We start from the raw sequence: 15,171 nt of genomic DNA, 5'->3' as shown, positions 1-15,171 counted from the left end.
CTATTATTTTACATACAATAAAAGCAACTCGATTTGAGTTGCTTTTTTATTTTAACTTGATCTTTTCAATTTGATGGCGAAGTTTTAAGCCTGCTTTTAAGAATGAATACTGCAAAGGCTTTTCTTCTTTATAGTATTTATCAATGAAAATCTGCATGGCACCATAAAACCTTTTGAGGTATACCCCATCTTTGATTGTACTTTCTCCTTTGTGATGAAGAAGCAGGGCCTTACCGTAATAATAGTTTTTATATCCTTTTCTCAATAATGTATAGCAGAGATCAATATCTTCCCCATACATAAAATAAGCTTCATCCAATCCTCCTATTGATTCGTAGACATTCTTTCTAATCAATAAAAAGGCTCCTGTAACCACTTCTACTTCTGCAATTTCATCCTTCTCTATATCATTCCTGTAATAGGACTTTGAATTATTTTTTTTTAAATTGGTAAAAAGCTTCTCAAAGGAATTGAACATATCCGGTACCGAACGTTTGCTTTCAGGAAGAAAATGGCCTTTCGCATCATGCATTTGTATTCCAAGACATCCGAAATCCGGGTCAGAATCCGCAAAATCCAACAGATCCTGCATATATCTGCCTTCAAACTCAGTATCAGGATTAAGAAGAAGCACATATTCTCCTTCCGCCTTTTTGATCGCCTGATTATTAGCTTTTGAAAAACCTCCGTTCGTTTCCGAAGACATAAAACGTACTGCAGGAAATTCGGGAATAAGATCTTTCCATGAAGGATCTGTAGAAGCATTATCCATTACAATCACCTCATATTCTATGTCTTTAACATATTCCTGAATAGATAAAAGACATTTTCTGAGCAATTGGGCAACATTATAGTTAACAATAATAATTGACAGCTTCATATTACTCTTTTTCGTTGTATGGCAGCCTGTTGATAATGGACCTCCCCAAAGATATTTCATCGGCGTATTCCAGTTCATCTCCCACAGCAATTCCTCTTGCAATACTTGAAAAATTCACTTTAAAATTTTTAAATTTCTTGTAAATATAGTAAGCAGTCGTATCGCCTTCCATTGTAGCGCTTAAAGCAAAAATAAATTCCTTGACCTGTCCTTCATTCAGTTTCTTTTCAATGCTGGATATATTCAGCTGTCCTGGTCCTACTCCTTCCATAGGAGAAATTTTCCCGCCAAGAATCAGATATTTCCCTGTATATTTCCCTGTATTTTCAATAGCAATGACATCCCTTACGTCTTCAACGATACAAATTAACTCACTGTTTCTCTTCTCATTACTGCATATCTCACAGATGTCAAAATCAGAAAAATTATGACACTCTTTACAGTATTTGATTTCATTGACAAGATTAATCAGTGAATTTCCGAGGCTTACAGCTCTGGAGTTGGGTTGTTTCAATAAATGTAATGCCAGCCTCAAAGCCGTTTTTCTGCCGATCCCCGGCAATCCCGAGATTTCATCAACCGCCTTTGCCAACACTTTACTTGGATAATCCATAAGTACAAAAATAAGAATTATAGTTGAGAGTTTGGATTTTGAGGCAGGAGAGAATTTGGGAAGATGGGATAGGAAATACTATTGTAAATTCAAATGGGCCTATTGATATTGTAAATTCAAAATTCACAATGTACAAGCTATCTGTAGTCCTCCCTCTAAAGTCTTGCTCTCTGCTCTTTATTCTTTAATTCCATTAATGAATAACATAACTCACCACCTATACTGTATAACTCTAAAAAAACGTTTATATTTGCGGCCTAATATGAAAAAAATAAACTAACATGGTACTTAAAAACCTAAATTATCCGCTGGATTTCAAATTCAAAATCACTACATTAGCAAGTGATTTTAATATTACTGACAAAAATGGGAACTATGTAGCCTATGTACGTCAGAAAATGTTTAAGCTGAAGGAAGATGTGATTGTTTTCAATGATGAGAGCAAGTCTAGGGAACTATTCAGAATCCGGGCAAACAAATGGATTGATTTCAATGCTTCTTATTCCCTGAATGACCTTATTGACAACAAAAACTTTGGAAGATTGGCAAGAAAGGGAATGCGTTCTATATGGAAAGCAAGTTATGATATTCTTGATGCTGCCGATCAACCTAAATTTAAAGTTCAGGAAGACAGTGCATGGGTACGATTTTGGGATAGTTTCGTAGGTGAGCTTCCTATCATTGGAATGTTTACAGGTTATTTCCTTAATCCATCATACACTGTAACAGGTATTGACGGAAAAGCTTACTTTAAATTGAAAAAAATGCCTTCCTTCTTCGGAAGAAGATTTCAGCTGGACCGATTAATTGACATTGATGATGAGGAAGAAAGCTTAGTAATCCTGTCATTATTAATGATGACTCTTCTTGAAAGAGCAAGAGGTTAAAAAATAAAACCACCAACATAATGAAATACCTAATCATTTTCTTTTCTGCGTTTCTCCTGACAGCCTGTAAAAAAGACAAAGAAACAGTGGCCGGCCCTGCCCCTGCCGATTCTTTAAACATTGTTCAAGACACAGCCGCCCGCAGATCTTCAGGAAACATTCTGGTAGGAACCATTCCTTTTCCAAAAGAAATCAAAGAATGCTCATGCTATTTTGCCCAAAGCAAAGCTGATTTTGAAACTGAAAAATACATCTATGCTGATGATGCCGGAAAAACAGCCTATATGATGCTGGATGGTAAAAGACAGGCTATGAATCTGATCTCCTCCAGTGATATGGAAGTGGATGAAGAATTGACCAAAGAAATAGAAAACGATGATTACAAAATCTCCGTGAAAGGTAAGAAGATAAAAGGCGAAGAAGCTTTATTGTTTGAAGGTACGCTGACTATTGAAAAACCCGATGGAACCATTTTCACAACTCCTATCTACGGAGAGTGCGGATGTTAATACATTAAAATAGCAAAAGGCTATCCATAAATCTGCGATTTTGCCTTTTCATTATTCATAAAAAATGCTTCTGTATTCCACGGAAGCATTTATTATTTCGTAAATTTGAGAAAAATAAATTTCAATGGAATTATCTAATATAGAACCGCAGATCATCTGGAAAAACTTCTCCAGATTAAACGCTGTTCCAAGACCGTCAAAAAAAGAAGAAAAGGTAATAGCCTTCATCAAAGGATTTGGTGAAGATCTTGGATTGGAAACTACGGTAGATGCAGTAGGAAACGTCATTATCAAAAAACCGGCAACAGCAGGAATGGAAAACCGTAAATCTATTGTGCTACAGTCACACCTAGATATGGTTTGCCAGAAAAACAATGATGTCAATTTCGATTTTGAAACAGAAGGCATCAAAATGGAAGTGGACGGCGACTGGGTAAAAGCAAAAGGAACTACTTTAGGAGCTGATAACGGTCTCGGAGTGGCTACCATCATGTCTATCCTTGAAAGTTCAGATATTCCACACCCTGCTTTAGAAGCATTATTTACCATCGACGAGGAAACGGGCATGACCGGTGCTATAGGTTTAAAGCCGGGACAGTTGACAGGAGAAATCTTACTCAACCTGGACACAGAAGAAGATGACGAGATCGATATCGGCTGTGCAGGAGGTGTAGATGTTACCATCACTCAAAATTATGCAGCAGAGGCTCCAAAAGGACAAATTGTAAGAATTGAAGTAAAAGGTTTACAGGGAGGGCACTCCGGAATGGACATCCATAAAGGATTTGGAAATTCAAATATCATTACAGGAAGACTTCTTTACAAGGCTTTAGAAAAACAAAATATTCAATTGATTTCTATCGACGGAGGCGGATTGAGAAATGCTATTCCTAGAGAAGCGGCAGCGGTTGTGTCTGTGAGAAATGCTCAGGAGTTCATAGAAGAGGTAACTGGTCTTAAAAAAGAAATTTTAGAAGAATTTGCTTCTGTAGAACCGGGAATTCAAATCAATATTGAAAGCTCTACCTCATCTGACCAGGCGATTTCTGAAGAGGATTCAAAAAAAATAATCCTTACATTGAAATCTCTTCATAACGGAGTGTACAGAATGAGCCCTGATGTAGCTGATCTTGTGGAAGCATCCAACAACGTTGCAAGAGTAGAATTGAAAGGAGGCGAACTTAAAATCCTAAACCTTACGAGATCATCCGTAGAATCTTCTAAGGATTCAGTGGCTGAACAGCTAAAATCTGTAGCAGAATTAGCAGGAATGAACGTAGAATTCAGCGGTTCTTATCCGGGATGGAAACCAAAGCCAGGTTCCGAGATCGTACAGCTGATGGAGAAGATCTATACTGAAAAATTCAGTGAGAAACCTCATGTAGTGGCTTGCCACGCAGGGCTAGAATGCGGGATCATCGGTGCCAACTATCCTGAAATGGAAATGGTAAGTTTCGGGCCTACCATCAGAGGGGCCCATTCTCCGGATGAAAAAGCCAATATTCCTTCTGCTCAGAAATTCTGGAGCTTCCTGAAGGATATTTTAGCCAACATTCCCCAGAAATAGAACATTAAAATTACTATATTGAATATCCAAAATCATAAGATTTTGGATATTTTTAATTTAAACCATTAAGAATTATTTAAAATATGAAAAGCATAACCGTATTCTGCGGCTCAAGTTTCGGGTCCGCTGATATATATAGAGAACAGGCTGTTTTGCTTGGGCAGACGTTAGCAAAACAAGAGATACAGTTAGTTTATGGCGGGGCAGATGTAGGCCTTATGGGAGCCGTTGCAGACGGGGCAATGAACGAAGGCGGAAAAGTGGTTGGAGTTCTTCCCCACTTTCTACAGTCCAAAGAAATTGCTCACAAAAACCTGACAGAACTGATTCTGGTAGAAACCATGCACGAAAGAAAAACCCGAATGAATGAACTTTGTGACGGTGTGATTGTTCTTCCCGGCGGTTACGGAACTCTGGAAGAATTTTTTGAAATGATCACCTGGGCGCAGCTTGGACTTCACCAAAAGCCTATTGGTGTTCTGAATATTGACGGCTTTTATGATGATCTGATCAAGCTGGTTCAGACGATGGTGGATAAGGGATTTTTAAAACAGGTCAACAAAGATATGCTCCTGATCAGTGATACGATTGATAATCTGTTGGAAAAGATGCGAAATTATCAGGCACCTACTGTAGGAAAATGGATTTCTAAAGAGGAAATCTGACTTTAGAAAGAAAGAGATATCCAAAACGGTATCTCTTTTATTTTATCAGTACCTCTCATTTCCAACGCTTAAGTTTAGTACATTTGCAATTATTAATTTATCACCGTTAAAAGAAATAAACTAATGAAAAATATATTTTTATCAGCCTCCTTATTTTTCAGCTCAATAACGTTCGCTCAGTACAGTTATCCAAAAACTCCGGAGAAGCCCGTAACCAACGATTATTTTGGAACAAAGATCACGGATAATTACCAATGGCTGGAAGATCTTAAAAGCCCTGACGTGAAAACATGGTTCAAAGCGCAGTCCGACTACAGCCACCGTGTTATTGACAATATTCCACACCGCGATGACCTCTACAAACGGATGAAGGAAGTCCAGGAAATGGTGGGAGACACTTACAGCAGCGTGTTGCAAAGAGGAAATCTTTACTTTTACACCAAGACCAAAAAAAATGAAAAGCTTTCCAAGCTTTATACGAGAGAATGCTCTACAGGAAAGGAAACATTGATTTTTGATCCTGAAACCTATAAGAAAGACGCACAGATCACTAATTTTACTATCGATCTGAAAGGAGAAAAGATTGCATTACTATTTTCAAAATCAGGAGGTGAAATCTGTGAACTGAGGATTTTGGATCTTAAAACGAAAAAAATGCTTGATGATGTACTGGGGCCTGTTTGGAGTGAGTTCAACTTTGAATTTACCCCGGACAGCCGATACATTACCTATACTAAAATGAGCACCGGAGATCCGAACAGCAATATGCTCCTGAAAGAGATGAAAGCAATGCTGCATCAGATTGGAACAAGTATGGATCAAGACATCATACTAGGTTCAAGGGCTGAATATCCGGAGCTTGCTATCTTAACAGAACAGTTTCCGAATGTTTCTTTTTCCGACGACTATCAGTCTGTCTTTCTGAGAATAGGATCCACAAAATCTGAAAACCCGATATTCTACGCTCCATTTTCTTCAATCAAAGATCAAAAGATCAAATGGAGACCCATTGTAAAACCTTCAGATGATATTACCCAGATCCTGGCATATGGAGATCAGTTATTTTTCCTTAGCCATAAGGATTCACCCAATTATAAAATAGGCCTTACAAGCTTATCCAATCCTGATTTTAATAAGGCCAAAATTATCGTCCCTGAAACAAATTCTGTCATTAAGTCTATTCAGAATTCCAAAAATTTTCTATACTATTCATTAAATAACGGAATCACTCAGGATAAATATCAAATGGACCTTAAAACATTAAGTACGGAAAAAGTTCCGTTACCCAACGGAGTCAATTCCTCCTATCCTGTTAATCCCCGCGAAAATGACGACCTGCAATGTTTCAACAGCAACTGGCTTACTCCTACCACAACCTACGACTACAATCCTCAAAATGGCAAAGTCGTAAAAAGTAAATATTTCAACGGAGACACCAGTTATCCCGACTACCACAAATTGTATGAAATAAAAGAAGTGGAAGTGAAAAGCCACGATGGAACAATGGTTCCACTTTCCATTATTTATCCTAAAAACATGAAAATGGATGGAAGTACGCCTGCTTACATCACCGGTTACGGCGGATACGGGATATCTTCCATTCCCCGTTTTTCCAACAGGCTATCGGTCTTACTCGAACAAGGTGTTGTACTTGCTATTGCCCATGTCAGAGGGGGTGGTGAAAAAGGAGAAAACTGGCATAAAGACGGAATGAAAGCCAACAAACCCAATACCTGGAAAGATTTTATTGCGTGTTCAGAATATTTAATCAACCAACACTATACCTCTCCTTCAAAACTGATCGGAAACGGGGTCAGTATGGGAGGTATCCTTATTGGAAGAGCCATTACGGAAAGACCAGATTTATATGCTGTGGCCGTTGCTGAAGTAGGAATGACCAATGTTCTCCGCTCACAAAATTCTGCCAACGGAGCCAACCAGATTCCGGAAGTGGGATCATTACAAAATACCGAAGATGTCCCTTACCTGATTGAAATGGATGCCCAAAGTAAGGTGAAAAAAGGAGTAAAATACCCTGCCGTTATCATCCGTACCGGAATGAATGACTCCAGGATCACCCCCTGGGAACCTGCAAAATTTGCGGCTGCATTACAGAACAGTACAGCTTCCGGAAAACCAGTTTTATTATATGTTAATTACGAAAACGGCCACTTCACCAGTGATTTAGATGTGGTTTTCCGTGAGTATTCCGATATTTTTGCCTTTGCACTATGGCAGGCGGGACATCCGAAGTTTCAGCCGGTAAAAAAATAAAACATTCCATAAAAAACAAAACCCGTCCGAATGATCCGGGCGGGTTTTTATTAAGATTAAAAAATATTTTCTAAGGATAAGGAGCAATCGCCACTTCAAGTCCTTCCATTTCATCTGCCATATGCAGCTGACAGCCTAATCTGCTGTTATCTTTCACGTGGAAAGCTTCAGCCAGCATCGCATCTTCCTCATCTCCCATCGGTTCCAATCCAGGGTCATTGATTACATAAACCTGGCATGAAGCACACATCGCCATTCCTCCGCACACCCCAATAGTACCTTCTTCAGCCAATTCATAGGAACGGATGATTTCCATTAAATTCATGGACATATCCGTTGGAGCAACAACATCATGGATTACACCTTCTCTGTCGGTGATTTTAATATTAATATCTGACATAATTCTGCAAAATTAGTCAATTTTTTTCACAACAGCCTTCTCTGCTTCTTTACGGCTTCCGTCAAATCCGTCTACACCACTTACTGTCGTGTATTTCAATACGAATTTTTTACCCGGATTTAATCTGTTGTAAACACTTTGACACATTAAGGTCGCTTCGTGGAAACCACAAAGAATTAACTTTAATTTTCCAGGATATGTGTTGATATCACCAATAGCATAAATCCCGTCAATATTGGTTTGGTAATCAAGAGCATTATTTACCACGATCGCATTTTTTTCAATATTCAATCCCCAGTTTCCGATATCTCCCAATTTTGGAGTCAATCCGAATAGAGGAATGAAATAATCCGTTTCGATATCAAATGCTTCTTCACCGTCTTTTTCTACCGTGATCGCTTCTACTTTTCCTTCACCTTTGATCGCAGTCACTTCAGCAGGAGTGATTAATTTGATTTTTCCCTGATTTTTAAGATCCTGAACTTTTTCTACAGAATCTAAAGCTCCCCTGAATTCATTTCTTCTGTGAATAAGCGTCACTTCACTTGCCACATTAGCAAGGAAGATGCTCCAGTCCAGGGCAGAATCTCCTCCACCGGCAATTACTACTTTTTTGTTTCTGAAATGCTCAGGCTCTTTTACGAAATACTCAAGACCTTTTTCCTCGTAGTCAGCGATGTTTTCAATCGTTGGCTTTCTCGGTTCAAAAGTACCCAGCCCTCCCGCAATGGCCACAGCTTTTGCTCTGTGTACGGTTCCTTTGTTCGTAATGACTTCAAACCATTCATCATCTACTTTATTTAAAGTAACCGCCGTTTCACCTAAAGTGAATCCCGGCTGGAATTGTTTGATCTGCTCCATCAAATTATCCACTAACTCTCCAGCGTTTATTGAAGGATACCCTGGAATATCGAAAATAGGTTTTTTAGGATAAAGTTCTGCCAATTGCCCTCCAGGTTGTGGAAGTGCATCAATAATATGGCACTTCATTTTTAATAGACCAGCTTCAAAAACTGCAAAAAGTCCTGTAGGTCCCGCGCCTATGATCAATATATCAGTGGTTATCATAATGTTTAGATAATTTAATTATACTTGTAACTGCAAATTTACTAATTTTAATGCGAAGCATATTTAATTGATTCTAAATAAAAACCTGAGATTTGTCAAATATCTATCTTTTAAGGGATTAAATTTGGCAATGTTTTTGTAAATGTCATATCATGAAGAAAATTTTAAATCTTTTAGCAGTATTTATATTCTTTTTAGGTTCTGCTCAGATTGATAACATCGCAGACGGCGAATCCATTACTCTTAGAATTCATTATGGGTTCCTGAATGCCGGTACCGCTAATCTTACCACAAAAAAAACAACATATAAAGGCGTTCCACATTTATATGTAAAAGGTACCGGACAAACGACGGGAGCGGTAAAGGCGTTCTTCAAAGTAGAAGATCTCTATGAAAGCTTTATCAATACACAAACCGGATTACCCAGTTTCTATGTAAGAAATGTGCGTGAAGGAAGTTACCGACAGCATTTTGAAACCGTGTTTAATCATGATAATAATACTTTGATCCTAACGGATAAAAAAGAACCGGCCAACGGTTCTAAAGTACTCAAATCGGTAAAAGGAGTTCAGGATATGCTTTCATGTTTTTACTATCTGCGCAGTAAAAGTCCTGATGAGCTGAAAATAGGAACCATAATCAATATGAATGTATGGATTGATGATGAAATGTTTCCTTTTCAGCTAAAAGTAATCGGAACAGAAAATTTAAAAACAAAATTCGGAACGATCAACTGTCTTAAAATCATTCCATCTGTAAAAAGCGGAAGAGTGTTTAAAGAAAAAGAAGGGGTGACCATGTGGGTTTCCAATGATGCCAATCACATTCCGATGCTTTTGAAGGCAGAGTTGGCTGTAGGCTCTCTGAAAGCGAGTATTGATGATTTTAAAAATGTAAAATATCCATTAAAGTTTACCAAGTAAACATATATTGTTAGTTTTTTTATCTATAGATGTCTGTAAAGTTTTTTACAGACATTTTTTATTTCCTATGTAATACTTCCCGGAATAGGATTGTCTTTATTATAACAGCGGGAATGGCAGCATTTCCGGTTAAGAGTAAATAGAATGTTGATTCGCTCTAGGTAAGAAACAGAACACATGTACATTTTCAATACAATCAGTTTTTAATTACGTTTTGTTTCTTAGGTCAGTAATTAAAAACAAAAACCTCCGGAATATCGGAGGTTTGTTTTTTATAAAGATTTAAACTGTTCTAATGTTCTGATATCATTTTCAAAGAACATTCTGATATCACTCATTTGATAAAGAAGCATGGTAATTCTTTCAATACCCATTCCGAATGCATATCCTGAATATTTCTCAGCATCGATATTGACATTTTTAAGTACGGCAGGATCTACCATTCCACATCCCATGATTTCCAGCCAGCCTGTCCCTTTTGTAATCCTGTAATCGGTCTCAGAGTTTAATCCCCAATACACATCAATCTCAGCACTCGGCTCTGTAAACGGGAAATAAGAAGGTCTCATTCTGATCTTGGATTTTCCGAAAAGCTCTGTTGTAAAGAACTGGATGGTTTGTTTTAAATCGGCAAAGCTTACATTCTCATCGATATATAAACCTTCAATTTGGTGGAAAATACAGTGAGAACGTGAAGAGATTGCTTCGTTTCTGAATACTCTTCCGGGAGATAAAATTCTGATGGGCGGCTGATTTTCTTCCATATAGCGGGTCTGTACGGAAGAGGTATGCGTTCTCAAAAGAATATCCGGATTCTGCTCAATGAAGAAAGTATCCTGCATATCTCTTGCCGGATGATACTCCGGAAGATTAAGCGCCGTAAAGTTATGCCAGTCATCTTCAATCTCAGGACCATCCGCTACTGCGAATCCAATTGATTTGAAGATTTCAATGATTCTGTTTTTTACCAGGTTGATTGGGTGTCTTGACCCCAATTCCAGTGGAAATGCCGGTTTGGTAAGATCTTCTTTTTCTAAGACAATAGAAGATTCAGAAGCATTTTTCAAATCTTCTAATTTCACAGCTACAGCCTGCTTCAAAGAATTGATCTTCTGCCCGAATTCTTTCTTCTGGTCGTTAGGAACTTCTTTAAATTTTTCAAAAAAATCATTCAGAACTCCTTTCTTACCGCTGTACTTAATTCGGAAGTTTTCTATTTCTTCTTTAGATGTAGTATTGAAGCTGTTTACCTCGATCAGTAGTTCTTCTATCTTTTCTATCATTATTTTACCCTTTCAAAATGTTTTGCAAAAATACGATTTTTAAGTGTAATAATTAATTGACTCATAAAAAAATCTGCCTCTTTTTCGGGAGGCAGACTTCAATCACTTATTTCACTTAAATAAAAAAATTATTTCTTTTCTAAAGCTTTAACGCTGATCTGAAGAGTTACCTCATCTTTAATCACCCCGTTTTCAGCAGGAGCCTGGAACTTTACGCCAAACTCTTCTCTCTTGATATCTTTCGGCTCAGTCGCTACGCTTACCTCTCCTTCTTTTACAGAAACATTTGCTTTAAACTGAACTGGTTTTGTAATTCCTTTGATGGTTAAATTACCATCTAAAAGCGTGTTATAATCACCTTCTGTAGCGGGTGTTACTTTTGTTATTTCATAGGAAGCTGTCGGGAACTTTTCTACTTCAAAGAAATCACCGCTCTTAAGGTGCCCGTTTAATTTTCCTAAATCTTCAGGGCTGTCTTTTAAGTCTACGGAAGTTAAAGAATTCATATCGGCAACAAATTTACCGCTTTCCAGTTTTCCATCTTTTACTGTAACATCACCACTTTCAAACTTAATCGTTCCAAAATGGCTGGTATTTTCAGATTTAAATATCTTATATCCTTTCCATTCCACCTTACTGTTTAATGTATCCAAAGTATACTGGCTACCCTCTTTGGTAGTGGTCACTTCATTACTTTCGCTGCTAAGAGGTTTGTCTTTTTTACAAGAAATGACAACGGCTGCAAGAAATAAAGCAGGAATAGCCAACGAAAACAGTTTTTTTCTCATTTTTGATATATTTTTATTAGTTCCGCTAATATAATAAAAAAAATCATGTTTTCATAAAAACCTTACATTTGTAATATGCTATTAGAAATAAACAACTTATTTTTTTCTCATACCAAGGACAAACCGTTGTTTCAGAACCTTAATTTAAGGTTTAAAGCCGGCAGAATCATTGCCCTGGCAGGAGAAAGCGGATGCGGAAAATCCACACTTCTCAGTTTGATTTATGGACTTCTTGACTGGGAAAGCGGCGAAATCATCTTTAATGGGACTCATCTTCTGGGACCTAAAGGAAATCTTGTGCCCGGAGAAACTGAAATGAAATTTGTAGCGCAGAATTTTGATCTGATGCCTTATGCTACCGTTGCTGAAAATGTAGGGAAATTTATTTCCAATATTAATTTAAAAGAAAAGAAAGAAACCGTAATGGAGCTCCTGGAAGTTGTAGGCCTTCAGGAATTCGCTCATATCCTTCCCAAATATTTAAGCGGGGGCCAGCAGCAGAGAGTAGCCATTGCCAGAGCGCTTTCTGTACTGCCTAAACTTCTTATCCTGGACGAACCGTTCAGCAACCTGGACTTTCCCAGAAAAATTGAACTTCGTGAAAGACTTTTCAGGTATGTGAAACAACATGGAGTTTCTTTGATCATTTCCACTCATGAACTTCAGGATATCATGCCTTGGCTCGATCAGATCGTTATTCTTCAGGATGGAAGGCTTATTCAAAATGACAGCCCGGAAGAGACCTACCGCCACCCTTATAATTCTTATGTTGCCAAATTATTTGGTGAAGTCAATCTTTTTGATGAAAATGAAGCTGCAGAACTTCAGCTTTCTAAATTATCCTATTATCCCAAAGAAATAAAAGTTTCCGAAAATGGCCTCAATGCCGAAGTCCTGGAAAGCCGGTTTGCAGGAAATTACTATTGGAATAAAATTAAAGTAAAGGGCAGGGAAATAGTAATGTATACTGATGAAAAACTTGACAGCTCTGTTGCTATTTCATTTGTTTAAGACCCAAAAGCCGATAAACAGTAAAGGGTGAATTTGTAAATTTGCTTATTTACCTTTTTCTTTCTCCACCTTCCAAATTCCTTAATTACACCATCCAGCTGACACTACTTAACTCAAAGAAAATCTTACACTTATCCACAATTTGTGGATAAAAAAATACAAACATAAGAATCTGTCGTAAAAAACTTTTTCTTACATTTGTATTTCCACAGCATAAGGAAATTTTTGGTTAATTCTCTTTCTGCCTTCTAGACGGACATTAGCAATCTTGCAATTAAGTCTTTTGAAAGATTACACTGTCCAATTTTTCCTTTTTTTATGGGCTTGCAGCCAATCGCTTTAAGCCGTTGGCTTTTAAAAGCCAGCTGCAATTATGCCTTCTTTACGAATTCTGATTTCAAAGCCATGGCTCCAAATCCGTCTATCTTACAGTCGATGTTATGATCACTGCCTGGTCTTAAACGGATATTTTTCACCTTAGTACCTGCTTTTACCGGTTTTGGTGCTCCTTTTACCGGAAGATCTTTAACAACAACTACAGAATCTCCATCCTGAAGTTCGTTTCCGTTTGAATCTAAGATCTTTCCTTCATTGGCAGCCTCGGAAGCTGCTTCTTCAGGGTTCCATTCGTAGAAACATTGGGAACATACCATCATATTATCGCTTGGATAGGTAAACTCCGAGCTACACTTTGGGCAAAGTACTGTATCACTCATATTTTTTATTTTTTGCAAAGGTAGAGCTTTTTAGATGATAGAGTCAAGAGCGGGAATTAAGATATTAGATTTCGGATTTTAGAATCAGACATCAGACTATACAATTGTCAAATTTGAATTTTAAAATTTAAAATGTCAATTAATCCTTTACCCGTATTAAGAGACCATCTCCTTTTGCCTTGTCTTTGAATAGTAAAATCAGCTGCATTTTACGCTCCCACTCTATACCCTCAAACTCTCCGGACTCAAATTCCAAACTCTCAACTATAATTCGTATTTTTGCAGATTCAAACAGCAGAAGCAATTATGGAACTTATTCACAGAAACTTGGCGATCGGAATTCACGATGCTTTACAAGAAACATTTTTCGAGAAAAATAAATACGCTGATAAAGTAATCGAAAGACTTTTAAAAGCTAATAAAAAATGGGGAAGCCAGGACAGAGCAGTTGTTTCTGAGATTTTCTACAATATCATCCGTTGGAAAAAACGCCTTGAGTACTATATGGGAGAGGGTGTGAAACCCAACAATATTTATAAACTTATCATTGCTTACCTTCTTTGGAGCAAAACCAATTATAAAAAATTTGAAGAGTTTGACGGAATCAAAATTGCTGACATCCTTACCAAACTTAAAAAGAATACAGTTCCTACAAAAGCGATTGAATACTCTATTCCTGACTGGCTGGCTGAAACACTTGAAAAAGAACTGGGTGCCAACTGGGAAAGAGAAATGTCCGCACTGAACGAACAGGCCCCAACCGTCTTAAGAACAAATTCTTTAAAAACAACGACGAAAGAACTGATCTCCGATCTTTCCGATGAAGGAGTCTCTTCTTTTCCTATTAAAAACTACCCTGATGCGGTACAGCTTGAGGAAAAAAAGAATGTTTTCCTTACCACTGCCTTTAAAGAAGGTTTATTTGAAGTTCAGGATGCATCTTCACAGAAAATAGGATACTTCCTTGATGTAAAAGAGGGCCAGAGAGTGGTGGATGCATGTGCCGGTGCCGGTGGAAAGACCCTTCACTTAGCGGCATTAATGAAAAACAAAGGCCAGATTGTAGCACTGGATATTTTTGAATGGAAACTGGCAGAACTGAAACGTCGTGCTAAAAGAGCCGGAGCCCACAATATCGAAACCAGAATGATTTCTGACAACAAAGTGATCAAGCGCCTTCATGAGAAAGCAGACAGATTGCTGATCGATGCTCCATGTTCAGGTCTTGGAGTTTTAAAAAGAAATCCGGACAGCAAATGGAAAATTGACCAGGATTTTATTGACAGAATCAAAAAAGAACAGCAGCAGATCCTTCAGGACTATTCCAAAATGCTTAAAAAAGGCGGAAAAATGGTATATGCAACATGCTCTATCCTTCCTTCTGAAAATAACGGGCAAGTAGAAGAATTTCTTAAAACCAATCCCGGATTCAAAATGATCAAGGACGAAAAAGTAATGCCTAGTGAAGGCTACGACGGATTCTATATGGCTTTGATTGAAAGAGTATCTTAATCTTTCTCTGAAATAAAATATAAAAAAACTACTCTGGAGCAGAGTAGTTTTTTTGTTGCTAAAATCTAGTTTTTT

Annotated in this window: 15 protein-coding genes; 8 read left to right on the top strand and 7 right to left on the bottom strand. The window is 37.7% G+C overall.

Translation table 11 applies throughout. The annotated features are described in order from the left end of the window. Nucleotides 1-46: 46 nt before the first annotated feature. Together MUW56_RS15435 and recR are read right to left on the bottom strand one after the other, a co-directional pair. Nucleotides 47-880 (bottom strand): glycosyltransferase family 2 protein, encoded by an 834-nt coding sequence (locus MUW56_RS15435; RefSeq protein ID WP_292014013.1) that lies wholly within the window; start codon nt 878-880, stop codon nt 47-49. 1 nt (nt 881) lies between these two features. Continuing rightward, the gene (gene recR / locus MUW56_RS15430; protein WP_292014012.1) at nt 882-1,493 is read right to left on the bottom strand and encodes a recombination mediator RecR; all 612 of its coding nucleotides are present in this window, start codon (nt 1,491-1,493) and stop codon (nt 882-884) included. 281 nt (nt 1,494-1,774) lie between these two features. Here recR and MUW56_RS15425 point away from each other — a divergent pair, with 281 nt between their 5' ends. From MUW56_RS15425 to MUW56_RS15405, 5 genes are all read left to right on the top strand, one after another. Further along, entirely contained in the window at nt 1,775-2,380 is a 606-nt protein-coding gene (locus tag MUW56_RS15425; protein ID WP_292014011.1) for a hypothetical protein, read from the top strand. A 20-nt stretch (nt 2,381-2,400) separates the two neighbouring features. Beyond that, nucleotides 2,401-2,889 carry a hypothetical protein gene (locus tag MUW56_RS15420; RefSeq protein WP_292014010.1) on the top strand — a complete coding sequence of 163 codons (489 nt, stop codon included), beginning with the start codon at nt 2,401-2,403 and terminating at the stop codon, nt 2,887-2,889. A 124-nt stretch (nt 2,890-3,013) separates the two neighbouring features. Then, a complete protein-coding gene (locus tag MUW56_RS15415; RefSeq protein WP_292014009.1) occupies nt 3,014-4,456 on the top strand; it encodes an aminoacyl-histidine dipeptidase in 1,443 nt (480 codons plus the stop codon). Nucleotides 4,457-4,539: 83 nt separating this feature from the next. Then, a complete protein-coding gene (locus MUW56_RS15410; RefSeq protein ID WP_292014008.1) occupies nt 4,540-5,121 on the top strand; it encodes a TIGR00730 family Rossman fold protein in 582 nt (193 codons plus the stop codon). Nucleotides 5,122-5,244: 123 nt separating this feature from the next. Next, the gene (locus MUW56_RS15405) at nt 5,245-7,395 is read left to right on the top strand and encodes a prolyl oligopeptidase family serine peptidase (RefSeq protein WP_292014007.1); all 2,151 of its coding nucleotides are present in this window, start codon (nt 5,245-5,247) and stop codon (nt 7,393-7,395) included. Between the two features lie 70 nt (nt 7,396-7,465). Here the strand turns inward: MUW56_RS15405 and MUW56_RS15400 are convergent, their stop codons facing one another. Together MUW56_RS15400 and MUW56_RS15395 are read right to left on the bottom strand one after the other, a co-directional pair. Then, on the bottom strand, nt 7,466-7,795 hold the full coding sequence (locus MUW56_RS15400; protein ID WP_292014006.1) for a 2Fe-2S iron-sulfur cluster-binding protein: 330 nt from the start codon (nt 7,793-7,795) through the stop codon (nt 7,466-7,468). Between the two features lie 12 nt (nt 7,796-7,807). Further along, entirely contained in the window at nt 7,808-8,863 is a 1,056-nt protein-coding gene (locus tag MUW56_RS15395; RefSeq protein WP_292014005.1) for an NAD(P)/FAD-dependent oxidoreductase, read from the bottom strand. Nucleotides 8,864-9,015: 152 nt separating this feature from the next. On the opposite strand from MUW56_RS15395, the gene MUW56_RS15390 reads away from it, so the two are divergent. Next, nucleotides 9,016-9,786, top strand: a complete 771-nt coding sequence (locus MUW56_RS15390) for a DUF3108 domain-containing protein (RefSeq protein WP_292014004.1) — start codon at nt 9,016-9,018, stop codon at nt 9,784-9,786. A 272-nt stretch (nt 9,787-10,058) separates the two neighbouring features. Here MUW56_RS15390 and pheS read toward each other — a convergent pair whose 3' ends face one another. Both pheS and MUW56_RS15380 read right to left on the bottom strand, forming a co-directional pair. Continuing rightward, nucleotides 10,059-11,069 carry a phenylalanine--tRNA ligase subunit alpha gene (gene pheS, locus MUW56_RS15385; RefSeq protein WP_292014003.1) on the bottom strand — a complete coding sequence of 337 codons (1,011 nt, stop codon included), beginning with the start codon at nt 11,067-11,069 and terminating at the stop codon, nt 10,059-10,061. A 128-nt stretch (nt 11,070-11,197) separates the two neighbouring features. Continuing rightward, complete coding sequence (locus MUW56_RS15380) at nt 11,198-11,857, bottom strand: YceI family protein (RefSeq protein WP_292014002.1); 660 nt, start codon at nt 11,855-11,857, stop codon at nt 11,198-11,200. A 75-nt stretch (nt 11,858-11,932) separates the two neighbouring features. Here MUW56_RS15380 and MUW56_RS15375 point away from each other — a divergent pair, with 75 nt between their 5' ends. Then, on the top strand, nt 11,933-12,868 hold the full coding sequence (locus MUW56_RS15375; RefSeq protein WP_292014001.1) for a sulfate/molybdate ABC transporter ATP-binding protein: 936 nt from the start codon (nt 11,933-11,935) through the stop codon (nt 12,866-12,868). Between the two features lie 371 nt (nt 12,869-13,239). On the opposite strand, the gene MUW56_RS15370 is transcribed toward MUW56_RS15375, so the two are convergent. Next, entirely contained in the window at nt 13,240-13,584 is a 345-nt protein-coding gene (locus MUW56_RS15370; RefSeq protein ID WP_027373877.1) for a zinc ribbon domain-containing protein YjdM, read from the bottom strand. Nucleotides 13,585-13,890: 306 nt separating this feature from the next. Between MUW56_RS15370 and MUW56_RS15365 the strand changes: the two genes are divergently transcribed. Further along, nucleotides 13,891-15,096, top strand: a complete 1,206-nt coding sequence (locus MUW56_RS15365) for a methyltransferase domain-containing protein (protein ID WP_292015422.1) — start codon at nt 13,891-13,893, stop codon at nt 15,094-15,096. Nucleotides 15,097-15,171 lie beyond the last annotated feature (75 nt).

Origin of the sequence: Chryseobacterium sp. (assembly GCF_022869225.1) — a bacterium.
GTDB lineage: Bacteria > Bacteroidota > Bacteroidia > Flavobacteriales > Weeksellaceae > Chryseobacterium.
This window is presented reverse-complemented; position numbering and strand designations above follow the sequence as displayed.

What these genes read in the sequence shown, in the direction of transcription:
- MUW56_RS15435 (WP_292014013.1), bottom strand. Translation starts at nt 880, where the DNA reads ATGAAGCTGTCAATTATTATTGTTAACTATAATGTTGCCCAATTGCTC.
- recR (WP_292014012.1), bottom strand. Translation starts at nt 1,493, where the DNA reads ATGGATTATCCAAGTAAAGTGTTGGCAAAGGCGGTTGATGAAATCTCG.
- MUW56_RS15425 (WP_292014011.1), top strand. Translation starts at nt 1,775, where the DNA reads ATGGTACTTAAAAACCTAAATTATCCGCTGGATTTCAAATTCAAAATC.
- MUW56_RS15420 (WP_292014010.1), top strand. Translation starts at nt 2,401, where the DNA reads ATGAAATACCTAATCATTTTCTTTTCTGCGTTTCTCCTGACAGCCTGT.
- MUW56_RS15415 (WP_292014009.1), top strand. Translation starts at nt 3,014, where the DNA reads ATGGAATTATCTAATATAGAACCGCAGATCATCTGGAAAAACTTCTCC.
- MUW56_RS15410 (WP_292014008.1), top strand. Translation starts at nt 4,540, where the DNA reads ATGAAAAGCATAACCGTATTCTGCGGCTCAAGTTTCGGGTCCGCTGAT.
- MUW56_RS15405 (WP_292014007.1), top strand. Translation starts at nt 5,245, where the DNA reads ATGAAAAATATATTTTTATCAGCCTCCTTATTTTTCAGCTCAATAACG.
- MUW56_RS15400 (WP_292014006.1), bottom strand. Translation starts at nt 7,795, where the DNA reads ATGTCAGATATTAATATTAAAATCACCGACAGAGAAGGTGTAATCCAT.
- MUW56_RS15395 (WP_292014005.1), bottom strand. Translation starts at nt 8,863, where the DNA reads ATGATAACCACTGATATATTGATCATAGGCGCGGGACCTACAGGACTT.
- MUW56_RS15390 (WP_292014004.1), top strand. Translation starts at nt 9,016, where the DNA reads ATGAAGAAAATTTTAAATCTTTTAGCAGTATTTATATTCTTTTTAGGT.
- pheS (WP_292014003.1), bottom strand. Translation starts at nt 11,069, where the DNA reads ATGATAGAAAAGATAGAAGAACTACTGATCGAGGTAAACAGCTTCAAT.
- MUW56_RS15380 (WP_292014002.1), bottom strand. Translation starts at nt 11,857, where the DNA reads ATGAGAAAAAAACTGTTTTCGTTGGCTATTCCTGCTTTATTTCTTGCA.
- MUW56_RS15375 (WP_292014001.1), top strand. Translation starts at nt 11,933, where the DNA reads ATGCTATTAGAAATAAACAACTTATTTTTTTCTCATACCAAGGACAAA.
- MUW56_RS15370 (WP_027373877.1), bottom strand. Translation starts at nt 13,584, where the DNA reads ATGAGTGATACAGTACTTTGCCCAAAGTGTAGCTCGGAGTTTACCTAT.
- MUW56_RS15365 (WP_292015422.1), top strand. Translation starts at nt 13,891, where the DNA reads ATGGAACTTATTCACAGAAACTTGGCGATCGGAATTCACGATGCTTTA.